Source organism: Streptomyces sp. NPDC041068 (assembly GCF_040647455.1).
Lineage (GTDB): Bacteria > Actinomycetota > Actinomycetes > Streptomycetales > Streptomycetaceae > Streptomyces.
Genome location: NZ_JBEZCG010000004.1, coordinates 379,002 through 397,800, shown reverse-complemented (window position 1 = coordinate 397,800; position 18,799 = coordinate 379,002). Strand labels below are relative to the sequence as shown.

The window sequence follows — 18,799 nt, the reverse complement described above, 5'->3', positions numbered from 1 at the left end:
CGCTGCACTTGAAGCATGCTGACGCGAATCGATCACATCGGGATCGCCTGTTTCGACCTCGACAAGACCGTCGAGTTCTACCGGAAGACGTACGGCTTCACGGTCTTCCACACCGAAGTAAACGAGGAGCAGGGCGTACGCGAAGCCATGCTCAAGATCAACGAGACGGGCGACGGGGGCGCCTCCTACCTGCAGCTTCTCGAACCCACCCGCGAGGACTCCGCGGTGGGCAAGTGGCTGAAGAAGAACGGTGAGGGCGTCCACCACATCGCCTTCGGCACCGCCGACGTGGACGGCGACGCCGCGGCCATCAAGGAACAGGGCATCCGTGTCCTCTACGAGGAGCCGCGGATCGGCTCCATGGGGTCGCGCATCACGTTCCTGCACCCCAAGGACTGCCACGGAGTCCTTACGGAACTTGTCACTTCGGCACCGTCCGAGTCACCGGAGCACTGACCTCCGTATATCTGGGCCGGTAGGGTTAGTGGCGGCCGTCCGAACTCTGGGCGGCCACGTGCCGGGGTCCGGGTTTCGGGGGACGAGCGTCGGGGCAGCAGCCCATGCTCCGCTGTTGATCTGACACCATTCCCCCGGGGGCCCCGTTCGGCGGATGGACGGGGCTCGTTGGAGAGATTTGCGATCAGGAGTGGGGCATCCCCTGCTCGAGCATATTCGAGAGCTTGGGGAAGGATGGGACCGCGCAGTGCGGGGCTACGAACGCCAAGAGAACTCGCGGGCTGAGACCGACAGCCTCTCGCGGTTCGAGGCCGAGATGGACCGGCTGAGGACCGAGCGGGAGAAGGCCGTCCAGCACGCCGAGGACCTCGGCTACCAGGTCGAGGTGTTGCGCGCCAAGCTGCACGAGGCGCGCCGCAACCTCGCGTCCCGCCCTGCCTACGACAGCGCGGACATCGGGTACCAGGCCGAGCAGCTGCTCAGGAACGCCCAGATCCAGGCCGAGCAGCTGCGGGCCGACGCCGAGCGCGAGCTGCGCGATGCCCGCGCGCAGACCCAGCGCATCCTCCAAGAGCACGCGGAGCAGCAGGCCCGTCTGCAGTCCGAGCTGCACACCGAGGCCGTCACACGGCGCCAGCAGCTCGACCAGGAGCTCAACGAACGCCGCCAGACCGTCGAGTCGCACGTCAACGAAAACGTGGCGTGGGCCGAGCAACTGCGGGCCCGCACCGAACAGCAGGCCCGCCGTCTCCTGGACGAGTCGCGCGCCGAGGCCGACCAGTCGCTCGCCGCGGCCCGCGCCGAGGCCGCCCGCATCGCCGAGGAGGCCCGCCAGCGCCTGGCCGGCGACGCCGAGGCCGCGCGCGCCGAGGCCGAGGCGATCCTGCGCCGCGCCCGCACCGACGCCGAGCGCCTCCTGAACGCCGCCTCCACCCAGGCCCAAGAGGCCACCGACCACGCCGAGCAGCTGCGCTCCACCACGGCGGCCGAGGCCGAGCAGGCGCGCCGCCAGACCACCGAGGCGAACAGGGCCGCCGAGCAGCGCATGGCCGAGGCCGAGACGGCGCTGCGCGAGGCCCGTGCCGAGGCCGACAAGGTACTCGCCGAGGCCAAGGACGCCGCCGCCAAGCAGCTCTCGTCCGCCGAAGCGGCGAACGAACAGCGCACCCGCACCGCCAAGGAGCAGGTCGCCCGCCTGGTCAGCGAGGCCACCAAGGAGGCCGAGGCCACCAGGTCCGAGGCCGAGCAGCAGGTCGCCGACGCCCGCGCGCAGGCCGAGAAGCTGATCGCGGACGCCGCCGAGAAGGCGCGCACGATCACCGCCGAAGAGACCGCGGGCCAGCTCGCGAAGGCCGCGCGGACCGCCGAGGAGGTCCTCGACAAGGCCTCCAAGGACGCCAAGGAGACCACGAAGGCCGCCGCCGACGAGGCCGAGCGGATCCGCACCGAGGCCGAGACCGAGGCGGACCGGCTGCGCGCCGAGGCGCACGACATCGCCGAGGAGCTCAAGGGCGCGGCGAAGGACGACACCAAGGAGTACCGCGCCAAGACCGTCGAGCTGCAGGAGGAGGCGCGCAGGCTGCGCGGCGAGGCCGAGCAGCTGCGGGCCGACGCGGTCGCCGAGGGCGAGCGCATCCGCGGCGAGGCGCGCCGCGAGGCCGTCCAGCAGATCGAGGAGGCGGCCAAGTCCGCCGAGGAGCTGCTCGCCAAGGCCAAGGCGGACGCGGATGAGCTGCGCTCGGCCGCGACCACCGAGAGCGAGCGGGTCCGCGCCGAGGCCGTCGAGCGCGCCACGTCGCTGCGTACGCAGGCCGAGGAGACCCTGGAGCGCACCCGCGCGGAGGCCGAGCGGCACCGCGAGGAGGCCGCCGAGCAGGCCGAGACCACCAAGTCCGAGGCCGAGGACGCCGCGCGCGCCCTGCGCGAGGAGACCGAGCGGGCCATAGCGGCACGGCAGGCCGAGGCCGCCGAGGAGCTGACGCGCCTTCACACGGAGGCCGAGGAGCGCCTGGCCTCCGCCGAGCAGGCCCTCACCGACGCCCGCGCGGAGGCCGAGCGCATCCGCAAGGAGGCCACGGACGAGACCGACCGGCTGCGCGCGGAGTCCGCCGAGCGGATCCGCACGCTCCAGTCGCAGGCCGAGACCGAGGCCGAGCGACTGCGCACGGAGGCCGCAGCCGACGCCTCGCAGACCCGCGCGGAGGGCGAGTCCGTCGCCGTGCGCCTGCGTTCGGAGGCCGCAGCCGAGGCGGAGCGGCTCAAGACCGAGGCGCAGGAGTCCGCCGACCGGGTCCGCGCGGAGGCCGCGGCCGCCGCCGAGCGCGTCGGCACGGAGGCCGCCGAGGCCCTGGCCGCCGCCCAGGAGGAGGCCGCACGCCGCCGCCGCGAGGCCGAGGAGACCCTGGGCTCCGCGCGCGCAGAGGCCGACCAGGAGCGCGAGCGGGCCCGCGAGCAGAGCGAGGAGCTCCTCGCCTCCGCCCGCAAGCGCGTCGAGGAGGCGCAGGCCGAGGCCGTCCGCCTCGTCGAGGAGGCCGACCGCCGCGCCACCGAGATGGTCTCGGCCGCCGAACAGCACGCCCAGTCCGTACGCGACTCCGTGGCCGGCCTGCACGAGACGGCGCAGGAAGAGGTCGCGGGCCTGCGCTCGGCCGCCGAGCACGCCGCGGAGCGCACGAAGACGGAGGCGCAGGAGGAGGCCGACCGCGTCCGCTCGGATGCCTACGCCGAGCGGGAGCGCGCCACCGAGGACGCCAACCGCACGCGGCGCGAGGCGACGGAGTCCTCCGAGGCCGCCAAGGCCCTTGCGGAGCGCACGGTTTCGGACGCCATCGCGGAGGCCGAGCGGCTGCGCTCGGACGCCTCGGAGCACGCCCAGCGGGTGCGCACGGAGGCCTCCGACACCATCGCGTCCGCCGAGCAGGACGCCTCACGTACGCGTGCCGACGCCCGCGAGGACGCCAACCGCATCCGCAGCGACGCGGCGAGCCAGGCCGACCAGCTGATCGGCGAGGCCCGCAGCGAGGCCGAGCGGCTGCAGAACGAGACGGTCGCGGAGGCCGACCGCGTCCGCGCCGAGGCCACCGAGCAGGCCGAGCGGCTGCGCGCCGACTCCACCGCGGAGGCCGAGCGCCTCAAGACCGAGACGACCACCGAGGCCGAGCGGGTCCGCGCGGAGTCCGTGGCCAAGGCCGAGAAGCTCATCTCGGACGCCTCCGGCGACGCGGAGCGGCTGCGCGCCGAGGCCTCCGAGACCGTCAACTCCGCGCAGCAGCACGCCGAGCGGATCCGCAGCGACTCCGAGCGCGTCAAGGCGGACGCGGCCAGGGAGGCCGAGCGGGTCACGACGGAGGCGCGCGGCGAGGCCGAGCGGACCCTCGACGAGGCACGCCAGGCCGCCAACAAGCGCCGCCAGGAGGCCGCCGAGCAGGTCGACAAGCTCATCACGGAGGCCGCGGCCGAGGCCGAGAAGCTCACTGCGGACGCCCAGGAGAAGGCCCTCAAGGCGACGACGGACGCCGAGGCGCAGGCCGACACCATGGTCGGCGCCGCCCGCAAGGAGGCCGAGCGCCTGGTCTCCGAGGCGACGGTCGAGGGCAACTCCCTGGTGGAGAAGGCCCGTACGGACGCCGACGAGCTGCTCGTCGGCGCCCGCAGGGACGCGACCGCCATAAGGGAGCGCTCCGAGGAGCGGCGCGACCGTCTCACCGCCGAGATCGAGGAGCTGCACGAGCGTGCGCGCCGCGAGTCCGCCGAGGCGATGAAGTCCGCGGGCGAGCGCTGCGACGCGCTGGTGAAGGCCGCCGAAGAGCAGCTCGCAGAGGCCCAGTCGAAGGCCAAGGAGCTGGTCTCGGACGCCAGCTCCGAGGCGGGCAAGGTCCGTATCGCCGCCGTGAAGAAGGCCGAGGCGCTCCTGAAGGAGGCCGAGACGAAGAAGACCTCGCTGGTGGGCGAGGCCGAGCGGATCAAGGCGGAGGCCGAGGCAGAGGCGACGCGCATGGTCGAGGAGGGCAAGCGCGAACTGGAGGTCCTGGTGCGGCGCCGCGAGGACATCAATGCGGAGATCTCCCGTGTCCAGGACGTGCTGGAAGCGTTGGAATCTTTCGAGGCACCGTCGAGCGGTTCGAAGTCCGGATCCAGCAGCGGATCCGGTGCGGGCGGCGTCAAGGCCGGGGCCGCGGCAGGGTCAACTCGTTCGGGTGGCAAGCAGTCAGAGGGCTAGCCAAAGAGCATCTCCCGTGCTCCGTAAGGACCTTCGGCTCTGTCGCTGGCAAGCGCTCTGGCGGTTAGCCACTCAAAAGGGGTGTCATTCTCCAGATCAAACGGGCATCTGCTCGATGACACGCCGCCTTGACCCCTAGGATTCCCTCTATCACCTCACCGGTCTCTTTCGACAGGAACCCCATGAGCGACACTTCCCCCTACGGCTTCGAGCTTGTGCGGCGTGGGTACGACCGCGCTCAGGTGGACGAACGTATCTCCAAGCTCGTCTCCGACCGTGACAGCGCTCTTGCTCGTATCACTGCTCTGGAAAAGCGCATCGAGGAACTGCATCTCGAGACGCAGAACGCCCAGGCCCAGGTTGCCGACGCCGAGCCGTCGTACGCCGGTCTCGGTGCCCGCGTCGAGAAGATCCTCCGCCTCGCCGAGGAAGAGGCGAAGGACCTGCGCGAGGAGGCCCGTCGCGCGGCCGAGCAGCACCGCGAGCTCGCCGAGTCCGCCGCCCAGCAGGTGCGCAACGACGCCGAGTCGTTCGCCGCAGAGCGCAAGGCCAAGGCCGAGGACGAGGGCGTCCGGATCGTCGAGAAGGCCAAGGGCGAGGCGAACGCGCTGCGCGCGGAGGCGCAGAAGGACGCGCAGTCCAAGCGCGAGGAGGCGGACGCCCTCTTCGAGGAGACCCGCGCCAAGGCCGCCCAGGCCGCCGCGGACTTCGAGACGAACCTCGCCAAGCGCCGCGAGCAGTCCGAGCGCGACCTGGCCTCGCGTCAGGCCAAGGCCGAGAAGCGCCTCGCGGAGATCGAGCACCGTGCGGAGCAGCTGCGCCTGGAGGCGGAGAAGCTGCGTACGGACGCGGAGCGCCGCGCCCGCCAGACGGTGGAGACGGCGCAGCGCCAGGCCGAGGACATCGTCGCGGACGCGAACGCCAAGGCGGACCGTATCCGCAGCGAATCCGAGCGGGAGCTGGCGGCGCTCACCAACCGCCGCGACAGCATCAACGCGCAGCTCACCAATGTGCGCGAGATGCTGGCGACGCTCACCGGAGCCGCCGTGGCGGCCGCCGGTACGCCTGCCGAGGACGAGCCCATTTCGCGTGGGGTTCCCGCGCAGCAGACTCGCTGAGGTCTGACGGGAACTGCGGACCGGTTGTGGCTGGTCGCGCAGTTCCCCGCGCCCCTTCGGGGCGCGCCACCTGACGTAGGCCAAACAGGTCAGGGCCCCTTGCCGCTCCGGTGGCAGGGGGCTTTGTCCCGTTTTAGCGTGGCCGCATGATCGAGCTCGAGGGGCTGACCAAGCGGTACGGCGAGAAAGTCGCCGTCAACAATCTGACGTTCACCGTCCATCCCGGCATCGTCACCGGCTTCCTCGGCCCGAACGGCGCGGGGAAGTCCACGACCATGCGCATGATGCTCGGGCTCGACAACCCGTCCGCCGGGGCCGTCCGCATCGACGGCAAGCACTACTCCCAGCTGAAGGACCCGCTGAAGTACATCGGCGCCCTGCTCGACGCCAAGGCCATGCACGGCGGCCGCAGCGCCTTCAACCATCTGCTCTGTCTCGCCCAGAGCAACGGCATCCCCCGCAGCCGCGTCAGAGAGGTCCTCGACACCGTCGGTCTGACCGCCGTGGCCAAGAAGAAGGCCAAGGGCTTCTCGCTCGGCATGGGCCAGCGCCTCGGCATCGCGGGCGCCCTGCTGGGCGACCCCGAGATCCTGATGTTCGACGAGCCGGTCAACGGTCTCGACCCCGAGGGCATCCACTGGATCAGGAACCTCATGAAGTCCCTTGCCGCGCAAGGGCGCACGGTCTTCGTCTCCTCGCACCTGATGAGCGAGATGGCGCTCACCGCCGACCACCTCGTCGTCATCGGCCAGGGCCGGCTCCTCGCCGACACCTCCATGTCGGACTTCATCCGGCAGAACTCGCGGTCGTACGTCCGACTGCGCTCCCCGCAGCGCGAGCGGCTCCTCGACGTGCTGCACGAGGCCGGCGTCACCGCCGTCGAGGCGGGCAACGGCACCCTCGAAGTGGACGGCACGTCGTCGGAGCAGCTCGGCGAGCTCGCCGCGAGCCATCAGCTCGTACTCCATGAACTGAGCCCCCAACAGGCCTCGCTGGAGGAGGCGTTCATGCAGCTCACCGCGGAGTCCGTGGAGTACCACGCGCACGCGGACCACGACGGCGCGAGCGGCCCGCCCCCCGAGGGCTGGGGCGGCGGCTGGCAGCAGCAGCGGAAGGAGGCCTGAGCGATGGCCGCGACGCAGGTACTGAAGTCGGAGTGGACCAAGATCCGCTCGGTCGCCTCGACCGTCTGGACGCTCGGCCTCGCCGTGGTCGTCACGATCGCACTCGGGATGTTGATCAGCATCCTGTCCAAGAACGACTACGACAAGCTCGACGCCCAGGACAAGCTGACCTTCGACCCGACCTTCATCAGCTTCGCCGGGATGTCCCTCGGCCAGCTCGCGATGATCGTCTTCGGGGTGCTCGTCGTCTCGAACGAGTACAGCACCGGCATGATCCGCACCTCGCTCGCCGCGGTCCCCCAGCGCGGCACGTTCCTCTTCGGCAAGGTCCTGGTCGCCACGGTCCTCGCCTTCGCGGTGGGCCTCGCCACCAGCTTCATCACGTTCTTCGTGGGCCAGGCGATGCTCGGCGAGTACAAGGCCCAGATCGGCGACCCCGGCGTGCTGCGCGCCGTCATCGGCGGCGGGCTCTACATGACCCTCATCGCGATGTTCTCCATGGGCGTCGCCGCGATGCTGCGCAGCCCGATGCTGTCGCTCGGCATCCTGATGCCGTTCTTCTTCCTGATCTCCAGCATCCTCGGCAACGTCTCGGCGACGAAGAAGATCGGCCGCTTCCTGCCCGACCAGGCCGGCAGCAAGATCATGCAGGTCAAGACGCCGTTCGACGACGACACCCCGTACGGGCCCTGGGGCGGGCTCGCGATCATGGTGGCGTGGGTCGTCGTGGCGCTCCTCGGTGGGTACGTACTGCTGAAGAAGAGGGACGCGTGACCACCGGAGCGTAAGGGGCGCATGTGACGACGCAGGACCGCGGGCTCGCGGCACTCGGCCTGGACGGCGTGCCCGCCCTGCAGCCCCTCACCTACCCCGGTCTGCCCGTCACGGCCCCCTCCCTGCTGACGGGCGCCGAGCTGCTCCCGCTCCTCGTACGCGGGGGCGGGCTCGGTGAGTGGTCCGCGGACGGCAGCGCGCACGGCCCTTCGCTGGACGAGGTGCTCACCGGCCTCGGGCAGACACCTCTCGCCGGGCGCCACCCCGTCCTCGCCGTCGGCTCCAACGCCTCCCCCGGACAGGTCGCCCACAAGCTGACCCGGCGCGGCATCCCGGCCGCCGTGCCGATGGTCCCCGTGCGGGTGCGCGGCATCGGCATCGGCTGCTCGGCGCACATCGGCCGGGCCGGGTATGTCGCCGCCGCGCCCTACGGCGACCCCGCGGCTCGCACCTCGCTCGTCGTCTCCTGGCTGGACGCGGCGCAGCTGGCAGCGGTCGACGCCACGGAGCTCCCCAACTACCGGCGGCTGCCGCTGCCCGCCGGTGCCGGTGCGTACGAGGTGGTCCTGCCCTCCGGTGAACCGCTCGGCGGTGCGCAGCTCTACGTCAGCGCCCGCGGTGTCCTCGCCGATCCGGTCACCGGCCTGCCGCGGCCCGGCGGCGGCGACCAGGCGGCCCTGCTCGGCGCCCTGCTCGACGCCTCGCCGCGGCTGCGCGACCTGCTCGGGCCCGACCCCGCGGCCTGGGTGCGGCAGGCCGCGGCCGACCCCGAGCTGCGTGCCAGGGGCACCCGGATCTTCGCCGACGAGGGCTGGGTGCTGCCCTGGACGGAGCTCCCGACCCCGTAACCGGTTTTACTCGCTCTTGGCTGGAACCGTCAGCTCCCCGTTATCCTCCTAACCCTTACGGGGGCGTGTGCCCCGACGTCCTGAACCATTCGATGGGTGCGGAGAATGATCGAGGCAGTCGGCCTGACGAAGCGCTACGGCGCCAAGACAGCCGTGTACAACCTTTCCTTCCAGGTGCGGCCCGGTACCGTCACCGGCTTCCTCGGGCCGAACGGCTCCGGCAAGTCGACGACGATGCGCATGATCCTCGGGCTCGACGCGCCCACCGCGGGGCAGGTGACGATCGGCGGCTACCCGTACCGCAAGCTCCCCAACGCCCCCCGCCAGGTCGGCGCGCTGCTGGACGCCAAGGCCGTGCACGGCGGCCGGCACGCCCGCAACCACCTCCTGTGCCTCGCGCAGCTCTCCGGCATCCCGGCCCGCAGGGTCGACGAGGTGCTCGGCGTCGTGGGCCTGCAGGACGTCGCGAAGAAGCGCTCCAAGGGCTTCTCGCTCGGCATGGGCCAGCGCCTCGGCATCGCCGCCGCGCTCCTCGGCGACCCGCAGGTGCTGCTCTTCGACGAGCCGGTCAACGGCCTCGACCCCGAGGGCATCCTCTGGGTCCGCAACCTGATGAAGTCCCTCGCGGCCGAGGGGCGCACGGTCTTCGTGTCGTCCCACCTGATGAGCGAGATGGCCCTGACCGCCGAGCACCTGATCGTGATCGGCCGCGGCCAGCTGCTCTCGGACATGAGCGTCAAGGACTTCATCTCGGCGAACTCCGCGGACTTCGCGCGCGTACGCACGCCGGACAGCGAGCCGCAGCAGCGCGAGAAGCTGACGGCCGCGCTCACCGAGGCGGGCGGCCAGGTGATGTCCGAGCAGGACGGCGCGCTGCGCGTCATCGGCCTGCCGCTCCCCCGCATCAGCGACCTCGCGCACGGCGCGGACGTCCGCCTGTGGGAGCTCTCCCCGCACCAGGCCTCGCTGGAGGAGGCGTACATGCGGATGACGCAGGGCGCCGTCGACTACCGCTCCACGGTCGACCAGCGCGCGGGTCTGCAGCAGCAGATGCAGCCCGGTGCGCTGCCCCAGGGCCAGCCCCCGATGCCGATGCCCGGCCAGGGCCAGCCCGGCTGGTACGCCCCGCCGCCGCCCCAGCAGGGCGGTCAGCCCTTCGCCATGCCGCAGCCGCAGGACGGGCAGAACCCGTACGCCGCGGCGCCGCAGCAGCCCCCGGCCGCGGCTCCCGCCCCCGACATGACCAAGCGCGCCACCGCCACCGACAACGAGGACGCACGATGACCACGCCTCCGACTCCGCAGCAGCAGCCGCAGGCGCAGCAGCCCCAGCAGCCGTACGCCCCGGCCGGTGCGCCCGCACCGCAGGGCGCTCCGGCGCCGCAGGGCGCCCCCATGGCGCACGCGGCCCCGATGGCTCCGGCGCCGGCCGCCCCCGCGCCGCCCTCCGCCTGGCAGCAGGCGATGGCCAACGCCTACACCTCGCCGATCCCGGTCAAGAAGACGCACCTCGGCAACGCCCTCTCCTCGGAGTGGACGAAGATCAAGTCGGTCCGCTCGACGATGTGGACCCTGGGTATCTTCCTGGCCCTGGTCATCGGCATCGGCCTGCTCGCGGTCGCGAACACGAGCTACGAGGACTACCAGGGCTACCCGTTCACCCTCCCGGCCTTCTTCGGCCTGATGCTCGGCCAGATCTGCCTGATCACGCTGGGCGTCCTGGTGACCTCGTCCGAGTACGGCACCGGCATGATCCGCACGACCTTCACCGCCTCGCCGCAGCGCTACCGCGTGCTCGCCGCGAAGATGATCGTCTTCTTCGTCATCGCCTTCGTCGTCTCGGCGGGCTCGGTCCTCCTGGTCGGCCTGGCCTCGTCGGCCGCGAACAGCGGCCCCGGAGCGGGCGACGTCCCGTGGGGCCCGACGGTCCTCAAGGGCGGCCTGTACGTCTCGCTGCTCGGCGTCCTCGCGCTCTCCGTCGGCTCGATGCTGCGGCACTCCGCGGGCGCCATCACGGCGATGCTGGGCGTGGTCCTGCTGCCCGCGATCCTGCCGGTGTTCCTGCAGATCTGGGAGAGCACCCACAAGCTCGGCGAGAAGATGTCCGAGTACAACGCGATCAACTCGCTGGCCTACATCTTCCGGCTCGACGGAGAGGGCGGCGGCGGCAACTCGCAGCTGGTGCTGCTCGCCTGCGTCACCGCGGCCGCGGTCGTCGGCGCCTTCGCACTCCTGGAGAAGCGCGACGTCTAGGCACACCGACGGCCGTACGAAGGTCTAGTACTTCGGCGCGTTACGGGACCGCTGCACCCGCGTGGTGCGGCGGTCCTTCGCGTTCCAGCACGCCTTGTGCCAGTGCCTGCGCTCGTCGACGCCGGAGTGCTCGGGCCAGGCCACCACGTGCGCGACGCCGGACGGGATCTCCTGGTCGCAGCCCGGGCAGCGGTACCGCTTGCCCGCCGCGCTCGCGCCCGCGACGTGGCGCACGCTCCACTCCTCGCCCTGCCAGCTCTCGGTGCTCTGAAAGCCGCCGTAGCGGCCCGGCGGTTCCGCGTCCGCGGACGTCCTCGGCTCACCGGCGCTCTTGGGGCGGTTGCGACGGGGGGACACAGAACACCTCACGGGCTGTACGGCGGTCAGGGGTGTGACCAGCCTACGCGGCGTGCCCATGGGTACTCGTTGCGCACCGACTGCGAGAGGCCCCCCTTCATTGCACGGAAAATCCAACAATCTTCATGCCAGGCCGTGCCTTTGGCACGTGTCACGCGTTGTTGCCGGTAGGGGGAGTGCCTGCGTCGGCGCCAAGGAGGCAGGAGTTCGATGCGTGTAGGTAGTTTTGTTCTGGCCGCCCAGTTCCCCGGACAGGGGCAGGGGGAGGCACTGCACCGTGCGGTGCGGTCCGCCGAGGTGGCCGAGGAGGCGGGCCTCGACTCGGTCTGGCTCGCCGAGCACCACTTCGTGCCGTACGGCACGTGCCCGTCGGCGGTGACCCTCGCGGCACTGCTGCTCGGGCGGACGCGGCGGATCCGCGTCGGCACGGCCGTGAGCGTGCTCCCGACCGTGCACCCCGTCGCGCTGGGCGAACAGGCGGCACTGCTGCATGTGACGTCCGGCGGGCGGTTCTCGCTCGGTGTCGGACGCGGCGGCCCATGGGTGGACCTGGAGGTCTTCGGGTCCGGCCTGGAGGCGTACGAGAAGGGGTTCCCGGAATCGCTCGACCTGCTGCTCAGGTGGCTGCACGAGCCCCGGGTCAAGGGTTCGGGCGAGCGGTTCTCCTTCCGGGAGGTGGCCGTCGTGCCGCGCCCGCAGGAGGCCCTGAGCGGCCAGGGCAACAGCGGCCCCGAGGTGGTCGTCGCCTGCACCTCGCCGTCCAGCGTGCGGCTCGCCGCGCAGCGGTGTCTGCCGATGCTCCTCGGTATGCACGTGGGCGACGACGAGAAGGCCGAAATGGTGGCCTTGTGGAATCGCCGCGCACGTGCTGTGGGGCATAGGCCCGAGGAAATCTCCGCGGTTTCCCATGTGTCCGCAGGCGTCGCCCAGATCGCGGATCGACGCCTGGAGGCGGCGGAGACGTTACAGAAGGCAATGCCCGGCTGGCTGAAGCAGGGCCTGGACGCCCATGTGACGGTGGACGGACGCCACCGCGCCATGCGGGACCCGCAGGCGTACACCGAGCTGCTCTGCGGGTTGCACCCCGTGGGCACCCCGCAGGTGTGCGCGGACCGGATCGCCGCCACTTCGGAACGCACGGGCATCACGCGCTTCGCGCTGCTGGTGGAGGGCTCGGGCGATCTCGCCGCCACGGAGGAGAACGTACGAAGGCTGGGGGCCGAAGTGCTGCCCCAGCTCAGCTGAGAACCGCCGTCGATCTGTCGTCGTCCTGCGGAGCTGCCGCTCCGGACTGAACCACCTCCCGCGTACGGAGCGGCAGCAACAAGCGTCAGCAGTCCCGCAGTTCAGGCGACTGGTTGAGCAGCTGACCCCGGATCGAAGTGAAACGGGCGAGCCGGTCGTCCACCGCCGGGTCCATCGGGAACACCGCCACACGGTGGCAGTTCTGGAACGCCAGACGCACTCCGAAGTGCCGCTGCAGGGCGCCGCGAATCGCGTCACTCGCGAGCGCGCGCAGCAGCTGGCCACGTGCCTGCTCGTCCGGCGGCGGCGTCTGGTTGTCGGCGAACTCTCCGCCGTCGACCTTCAGCTGGGCCACCAGGGAGCTGATCATCTCCCATGCGTAAGGCAGGGAGGTCCGGACGCAGTCGACGAATGCTGCTTCGTCCACCTCGCCTCGCTCGGCCTGTTCCAACAGTGCCGGTGAGACGTCGAGCGACATGGGTTCTCCTCTCGCACCCCCGGGGAGCGGGGGCTTACGGACAGGGAAGGAAGTCCGCATACGCAGCGTGCACGGATGACGACCTCCCGCTTCTACGGTAGGCAACGGGCGGTAGCGGCACCAGGAGATTGGGCACATAACCGGCCAGGATCGAACAGGTTCATCGACGGACAAGTCGTCCGGCGAACGGCTCTCCCGCAGCCGAATCGCGTGCACCGGTCCGAGTCGAGTAGCGTTGCGCCCCATGCGTCTCGTCATTGCCCGATGCTCCGTGGACTACGCGGGCCGGCTCACCGCCCACCTCCCGTCGGCCCCCCGCCTGATCCTTGTGAAGGCGGACGGCAGCGTCTCCATCCACGCGGACGACAGGGCCTACAAACCGCTCAACTGGATGTCCCCGCCCTGCACATTGAAGGAGGGTTCGGGGGACGACGCCGGTGTGTGGACCGTCGTGAACAAGGCGGGCGAGAAGCTCATCATCACGATGGAGGAGATCCTGCACGACTCCTCGCACGAACTGGGCGTGGATCCCGGCCTCATCAAGGACGGCGTGGAAGCACACCTTCAGGAGCTCCTCGCCGACCGGATCGAGACACTCGGAGAGGGATATTCACTCATTCGTCGCGAGTACATGACGGCGATCGGCCCGGTCGACATCCTCTGCCGCGACGCCGACGGGCAGACCGTCGCCGTCGAGATCAAGCGGCGCGGCGAGATCGACGGCGTCGAGCAACTCACCCGCTATCTCGAGCTGTTGAACCGCGACCCGCACCTGGCGCCCGTCAAGGGCATCTTCGCCGCCCAGGAGATCAAGCCGCAGGCCCGCGTCCTCGCCACGGACCGTGGCATCGGCTGCGCCGTCCTGGACTACGACGCGCTGCGCGGCATCGAGGACGACAAGCTGCGGCTGTTCTGACACCTCGTACGTACGTACATGAATGAGGGCCGGGTCCTGATGGACCCGGCCCTTTCACGTACGCGGCGTCAGGCCGACGCGCTGCCGCTCGCCGGAGACGAGCCGGCCGGGGAGGAGCTGGCCGGTCCGCTCGCCGAGGTCGAGGTGTCGGGCGAGGAGGGCGGGGCCTCGCTCGACGGTGTCGTCGGCGGGTCCGTGGGCGGTGTCGTCGGCGGATCCGTCGGCGGCGTGGTCGGCGGGTCCGTCGGCTTGTCGGTCGGCTTGTCGGTGGGCTTGTCCGTCGGCTTGTCCGTCGGCTTGTCCGTCGGCTTGTCGGTCGGCTTGTCCGTCGGCTTGTCCGAGGGTTTGTCGGACGGCTTGTCGCTGCCGCTCGGCTTGTCGGAGGGCTCGCCGCTGTCGCTCGGCGTCGGGTCGTCCGAGGTGCCGACGACGCCGTCCTTGCCCGGGTCGTCGGGGCGGCTCGTGGAGTCCTTCTGCGGCTTGTCGGCGGTCAGTCCGTCGCCGTCGCGGTCCTCCTTCGCCGACTGCTCCGTCTTGACCTTGTCGCTCTCCGGCGGATCGTTGTTGTCGGACGTGGCGCCGAGCGTGACGACGGTCCCGAGGACGGCGGCGAGCAGGGCGCCCGCGCCCGCCGCGACGAGGTTGCGCCGGGTGCCGCTGATGATGGAGCGACGGCTGGGCGCGGGGCCCGACCCCGCTCCGGCGGGCCTGACCCTGCTGGTGACCAGGGTGTCCGGCTCCGGGGGCGGCGGCTCGGGCAGCGCGAAGGCCGCGGGGACGCCGCCGGGCGGCGACGCCGACTCCTCGTAGCGCGCGTCGGGCACTTCTTCGCCCGCGGTGGAGCCGCCGACGGGCAGCGCGCCGCCCGAGCGGTCGGCAACCAGGGCGAGGGCCCTGCGCCCGGAGATCATGCCGCGCTTGTCGGCGAGCGCGCCGCGCAGCCCGATGGAGGCCTCCAGCTCGGCGCGGGCCCGGTCGAGCTGCCCGCCGCAGAGCGCGAGTATCCCCAACTCGTGGTGGAAGTACGCCTCTTCGGCGACCTCTCCGGCGTTGCGCGAGGCCTCCTGGCCCGACCGCAGCGCGCGTTCCCACGCGCCCCAGTCGAGCCCGCCCGCGAAGGCGGGTGCGGCGGTGCGGGCAAGGAGCACGGCCGTGCCGCTCTCCGTGGCCACCAGGGCGCTCAGCGCGGCGTGCACGGCGTCCGCCTCTGCGGCGACCCGCTCCGGCGTCACGGAGGGGTGCCCGGCCCACCAGGCGTAGTGCTGCGCGGCGGTGCGGGCACGGTCGGGCGCGTCGTCGGAGTACCCGGCGGTCTCCAGCTGCGTACGCACTCCGGCGGCCAGGCGGTAGTGCGCGCCGACCGGAGTGACCAGGGCGCAGCTCACCAGCTCGGCCAGGGCGGCGTCCGCGTGGGTGTCGCCGACGAGGGCGGGCAGGTGGGCCTGGTGCGGCAGTTCACCGCCGAGCGCGACGGCGAACCGCAGTGTGTCGCGTGCGGACGGGCTGAGCCGCGAGGCGAGCAGGGCCGCGGGCGCGGCGCCGTCGGCGAGCGAGGGCAGCGGCACGTCGTGCCCGTCCGCGGCGTCGAAGGGCGCGTCGACCGGGCTGTCGCCGAAGTAGCCGTGCTCCTCGAAGGCGTGCGGGTCGGCGCGGAGCTGATCGCGCTGGCGGAGCAGGGCGCCGGCCTGGACGAAGCGCAGCGGCAGGCCCTCGGACTCGAACCAGAGGTCGCCCGCCCAGTTGGCCTCCTCGTCGTCCAGGACGCGGCCGACGGCGCGCTCCAGGAGTTCGAGGCCGCCGCTCCTGCCGAGCCCGCCGAGGAAGACCTCTTCGAGGTGGGAGTCGGCGGACGGCGCGGCGACGTCGGGCGTCGTGGAGATCAGAAAGGCGCACTCGGGCGTGGCGTCGAGCAGTTCGTCCAGGCCCGCGCCGCCGAACTCCAGGTCGTCCAGGACGACGACGGCGCCGATGTCGTGGACGAGTTCGAGCAGCAGGGCGCGCTCGGGGCGGTGCAGCGGCGCGTTGTAGACGGCCGCGAAGAGGTCGTGGAGCAGCTCGGTGGGCGTCCTGCGGTACCCGGAGAGCCGGACGACGCCGTCGGGCGCGAGGTCCGCGCAGTCGTCGGCGACGGCGCCCAGGAGCGTCGTACGCCCCGATCCCGCGGGCCCGGTGAGCCGCACCGAACGGCCGCGCGCGAGCAGCCGCACGAGGCGCTCGCGCTCCTCCTGGCGTTCCAGGAGCGGCAGTCGGGGCAGCGCGGGTCCCGGCGGCACGGGCGGCATCGAGGCACGGCGCAGCTCGGCGCGCTCGGCCGCGGTGCGCTTGGTGGGCCGCGACGGGCGCTCACCGGGCGGGCAGGGTTCGATCTCGCTGCCGTCGACGGGATTGACGGTGAGCAGGAAGTCGCCCGAGACGAGCTGGACGGTGCGCGCGAGCACGGGTGCGGGCTGCCCGAAGTCGGGTGAGGTGGCGTCTCCCCTGCTCGAACGAGGTTGAGAGCTTGGGGAAGGATCGCGCGGCGGCCGCCCGGAGCGCGCCGAGTCGTCGTCGTTGATGCCGTCGTGGCCGTACTCTTCCGGTCCCCGGTTCATCGGGTCCATGGTCCTAGCCCCCCAGATGCGTGGTGTGCAGAGCCCCCTCCGGCCTTCGTGCACACTGCGCTGTCGCTTCTGGTCCGGTGCCCCCGTGCGGGTCCGTATATCGGTGGGCGACCGAACCCTAGACCTTTGCTCAGTATCTACGAGAGGGCGGGGTACCGCCCCGTCCGAGACGTCACAGGTTCGTGAGAATTGTGCGCGAGGTGCGGTTCACGCTCTGGGGAGCGATTCGACTCCGATGCCGCCTTCGATGGCGAGGATGCGGTGCAGCCTGGTGGCGACGAGCAGGCGCTGCATCTGCGGCGGCACATGGCGCAGGACGAGCCTGCGTCCACACCGCCCGGCGCGGCGGTGTGCGCCCATGATGACGCCGAGTCCCGTGGCGTCCCACGAGTCGAGTTCGGACAGGTCGAGCACCAGGTCGCCGGCGCCGTCGTCGACGGCCGAGTGCAGGACCGTACGGGCGTCCGCCGCGCTGCGTACGTCGAGGCGTCCCCCGACGACCAGCTGGGCCTGGTCGCCCCTGATGTGCATATGCGCTCCCCGAGATACGAGAGGTATCCATGTGATCTGGGTATGTCACTGCAACTGACTGGCTCAAGGGACCAGAAGTTGCCGTCTGTAAGCGAACCGATACCGAATTCACCCCGAGGAGTGACCCTCGTCCTGAGGCGGCGTCAGTCGTGCTTGTAGAACCCCTGCCCGCTCTTGCGCCCGATGTCACCGGCGTCAACCATCCGGCGCATCAGCTCCGGCGGCGCGAACTTCTCGTCCTGGGACTCGGTGTAGATGTTCTCGGTGGCGTGCAGCAGGATGTCGACGCCGGTGAGGTCGGCGGTCGCGAGCGGCCCCATGGCGTGCCCGAAACCGAGCTTGCAGGCGATGTCGATGTCCTCGGCGGTGGCGACGCCCGACTCGTGGAGCTTGGCGGCCTCGACGACGAGCGCGGAGATCAGACGGGTCGTCACGAAGCCGGCGACGTCGCGGTTGACGACGATGCAGGTCTTGCCGACGGACTCGGCGAACTCCCTTGTGCGGGCGAGGGTTTCGTCGCTGGTCTTGTAGCCGCGTACGAGCTCGCAGAGCTGCATCATCGGGACGGGCGAGAAGAAGTGGGCGCCGACGACGCGCTCCGGACGCTCCGTCACGGCCGCGATCTTGGTGATCGGGATGGCGGAGGTGTTGGAGGCGAGCACGGTGTCGTCGCGCACGATCTTGTCGAGCGCGCGGAAGATCTCGTGCTTGACCTCCAGCTTCTCGAAGACGGCCTCGACGACGATGTCGGCGTCGGCCGTCGCGCCCAGGTCGGTGGTCGTCGTGATGCGGCCGAGGGCCGCCTCCGCGTCCGCCGCGTCGAGCTTGCCCTTGCTCACGAACTTCTCGTACGACTTCTTGATCCCGTCGGTGCCACGGGTCAGGGCCTCATCGGTGACGTCGCGCAGAACGACGTCCCAGCCCGCCTGGGCGGAGACCTGAGCGATGCCGGACCCCATGAGTCCGGCTCCGATGACGGCGAGCTTCCGTGCCACTGTTCCGACTCCCCTACCGCTTATCACGCTTGGATTGCACGCTGTTGACGTATGGCTCTCCGGCGGACATTAGCGGTCGTGAGCGCGCCTGTGACAGCGAAGAGATGCGCGTCACGTCTCAGATGACGGACATCACACCGGTACGCCTCATTCGGCGGTGCGCACCGCGTAGTTGAGGACCTTCTCGCCGAGCAGCCCCTCCATCTCGTCGATGAGGACGAGTGCTTCGCGGGAGACCTCGGTGGGCTTGCGGCGCTTGACCATCTCCGCGCCGATCCAGCCGTGGACGGTGCCGTGCAGCCAGTTGAGCTGGCCTGCGACCAGGGCGGGCAGATACTCGCCGTCGCCGGGGGCGGCCTCCTCGCGCATGGTCGTCTCCAGGTCCTCGAGGCTCTCCTGCTGGAAGGCCCAGAGGCGGGAGCGCAGGGCGGAGGAGTCGGTGATGACCTTCATGAAGTCGGCGTAACCGTCGAAGAGGCCGACGGTGGGCGAGACGCCCTCGACCAGGGTGCGCAGCTCGCGCAGTACGGCGTCGGCGGCCGACTCCCCCACGCGGCGCCCCCGCACCCAGCGCGAGAGCCGGTCGACGATCTCCGCGCCGCGGTCGAGGAAGAGGTCCTCCTTCGCCGGAAAGTAGTTGTAGACCGTGTTGACGGAGACGTCCGCGGCCTCCGCGATCTCCGCGATGGTCACCGTGACGAAGCCGTGCTCCAGGAAGAGCCCCGTCGCGATGTCCGAGATCCGCTGCTTGGTCTGGCGCTTCTTCCGCTCCCTGAGCCCTTCAGTCATGCCGTCCATCGTAGGCGTCGTTGGCCACTCCCAAATTTTGCGCCACCATAAAACTTGGGGCGATTGCAAAATTTCATGGACTCTGTTTTTGTGGTCG

The 18,799-nt window shown here is 71.1% G+C and carries 16 protein-coding genes; 10 read left to right on the top strand and 6 right to left on the bottom strand.

Annotated features, from left to right (window positions below; genetic code table 11):
• Positions 1-15 precede the first annotated feature (15 nt).
• The 8 genes from mce (at position 16) to AB0B50_RS11650 (ending at position 10,791) form a co-directional block, all read left to right on the top strand.
• Positions 16-456: a methylmalonyl-CoA epimerase gene (mce, locus tag AB0B50_RS11685; RefSeq protein WP_362328864.1), complete on the top strand. Its 441-nt coding sequence runs from the start codon at positions 16-18 to the stop codon at positions 454-456.
• A gap of 247 nt (positions 457-703) precedes the next feature.
• Entirely contained in the window at positions 704-4,675 is a 3,972-nt protein-coding gene (scy, locus tag AB0B50_RS11680) for a polarized growth protein Scy (protein WP_362328862.1), read from the top strand.
• Positions 4,676-4,857: 182 nt separating this feature from the next.
• Entirely contained in the window at positions 4,858-5,793 is a 936-nt protein-coding gene (locus AB0B50_RS11675; RefSeq protein WP_362328860.1) for a cellulose-binding protein, read from the top strand.
• Between the two features lie 146 nt (positions 5,794-5,939).
• On the top strand, positions 5,940-6,917 hold the full coding sequence (locus AB0B50_RS11670; RefSeq protein ID WP_362328858.1) for an ABC transporter ATP-binding protein: 978 nt from the start codon (positions 5,940-5,942) through the stop codon (positions 6,915-6,917).
• 3 nt (positions 6,918-6,920) lie between these two features.
• Positions 6,921-7,691, top strand: a complete 771-nt coding sequence (locus AB0B50_RS11665; protein WP_362328856.1) for an ABC transporter permease subunit — start codon at positions 6,921-6,923, stop codon at positions 7,689-7,691.
• Between the two features lie 23 nt (positions 7,692-7,714).
• Positions 7,715-8,539: a hypothetical protein gene (locus AB0B50_RS11660; protein WP_362328854.1), complete on the top strand. Its 825-nt coding sequence runs from the start codon at positions 7,715-7,717 to the stop codon at positions 8,537-8,539.
• Between the two features lie 105 nt (positions 8,540-8,644).
• Positions 8,645-9,823 (top strand): ABC transporter ATP-binding protein, encoded by a 1,179-nt coding sequence (locus tag AB0B50_RS11655; RefSeq protein WP_362328852.1) that lies wholly within the window; start codon positions 8,645-8,647, stop codon positions 9,821-9,823.
• Between the two features lie 179 nt (positions 9,824-10,002).
• Entirely contained in the window at positions 10,003-10,791 is a 789-nt protein-coding gene (locus AB0B50_RS11650) for an ABC transporter permease (RefSeq protein WP_362329172.1), read from the top strand.
• 24 nt (positions 10,792-10,815) lie between these two features.
• On the opposite strand, the gene AB0B50_RS11645 is transcribed toward AB0B50_RS11650, so the two are convergent.
• Positions 10,816-11,148: an ATP/GTP-binding protein gene (locus tag AB0B50_RS11645; RefSeq protein ID WP_362328850.1), complete on the bottom strand. Its 333-nt coding sequence runs from the start codon at positions 11,146-11,148 to the stop codon at positions 10,816-10,818.
• A 210-nt stretch (positions 11,149-11,358) separates the two neighbouring features.
• Here AB0B50_RS11645 and AB0B50_RS11640 point away from each other — a divergent pair, with 210 nt between their 5' ends.
• Positions 11,359-12,393, top strand: a complete 1,035-nt coding sequence (locus tag AB0B50_RS11640; protein ID WP_362328848.1) for an LLM class flavin-dependent oxidoreductase — start codon at positions 11,359-11,361, stop codon at positions 12,391-12,393.
• 85 nt (positions 12,394-12,478) lie between these two features.
• On the opposite strand, the gene AB0B50_RS11635 is transcribed toward AB0B50_RS11640, so the two are convergent.
• Positions 12,479-12,871 (bottom strand): SCO5389 family protein, encoded by a 393-nt coding sequence (locus AB0B50_RS11635; protein ID WP_362328846.1) that lies wholly within the window; start codon positions 12,869-12,871, stop codon positions 12,479-12,481.
• 244 nt (positions 12,872-13,115) lie between these two features.
• Here AB0B50_RS11635 and nucS point away from each other — a divergent pair, with 244 nt between their 5' ends.
• Positions 13,116-13,787: an endonuclease NucS gene (gene nucS, locus AB0B50_RS11630; RefSeq protein ID WP_055696824.1), complete on the top strand. Its 672-nt coding sequence runs from the start codon at positions 13,116-13,118 to the stop codon at positions 13,785-13,787.
• 68 nt (positions 13,788-13,855) lie between these two features.
• On the opposite strand, the gene AB0B50_RS11625 is transcribed toward nucS, so the two are convergent.
• The 4 genes from AB0B50_RS11625 to AB0B50_RS11610 all read right to left on the bottom strand — a co-directional run bounded on the left by AB0B50_RS11625 (position 13,856) and on the right by AB0B50_RS11610 (position 18,702).
• Positions 13,856-16,387, bottom strand: a complete 2,532-nt coding sequence (locus AB0B50_RS11625; RefSeq protein WP_362328844.1) for a PT domain-containing protein — start codon at positions 16,385-16,387, stop codon at positions 13,856-13,858.
• Positions 16,388-16,594: 207 nt separating this feature from the next.
• The gene (locus tag AB0B50_RS11620; protein WP_030792181.1) at positions 16,595-16,918 is read right to left on the bottom strand and encodes an STAS domain-containing protein; all 324 of its coding nucleotides are present in this window, start codon (positions 16,916-16,918) and stop codon (positions 16,595-16,597) included.
• 143 nt (positions 16,919-17,061) lie between these two features.
• On the bottom strand, positions 17,062-17,913 hold the full coding sequence (locus AB0B50_RS11615) for a 3-hydroxyacyl-CoA dehydrogenase family protein (RefSeq protein WP_362328842.1): 852 nt from the start codon (positions 17,911-17,913) through the stop codon (positions 17,062-17,064).
• A 147-nt stretch (positions 17,914-18,060) separates the two neighbouring features.
• On the bottom strand, positions 18,061-18,702 hold the full coding sequence (locus tag AB0B50_RS11610; protein ID WP_362328840.1) for a TetR/AcrR family transcriptional regulator: 642 nt from the start codon (positions 18,700-18,702) through the stop codon (positions 18,061-18,063).
• Positions 18,703-18,799: the final 97 nt, after the last annotated feature.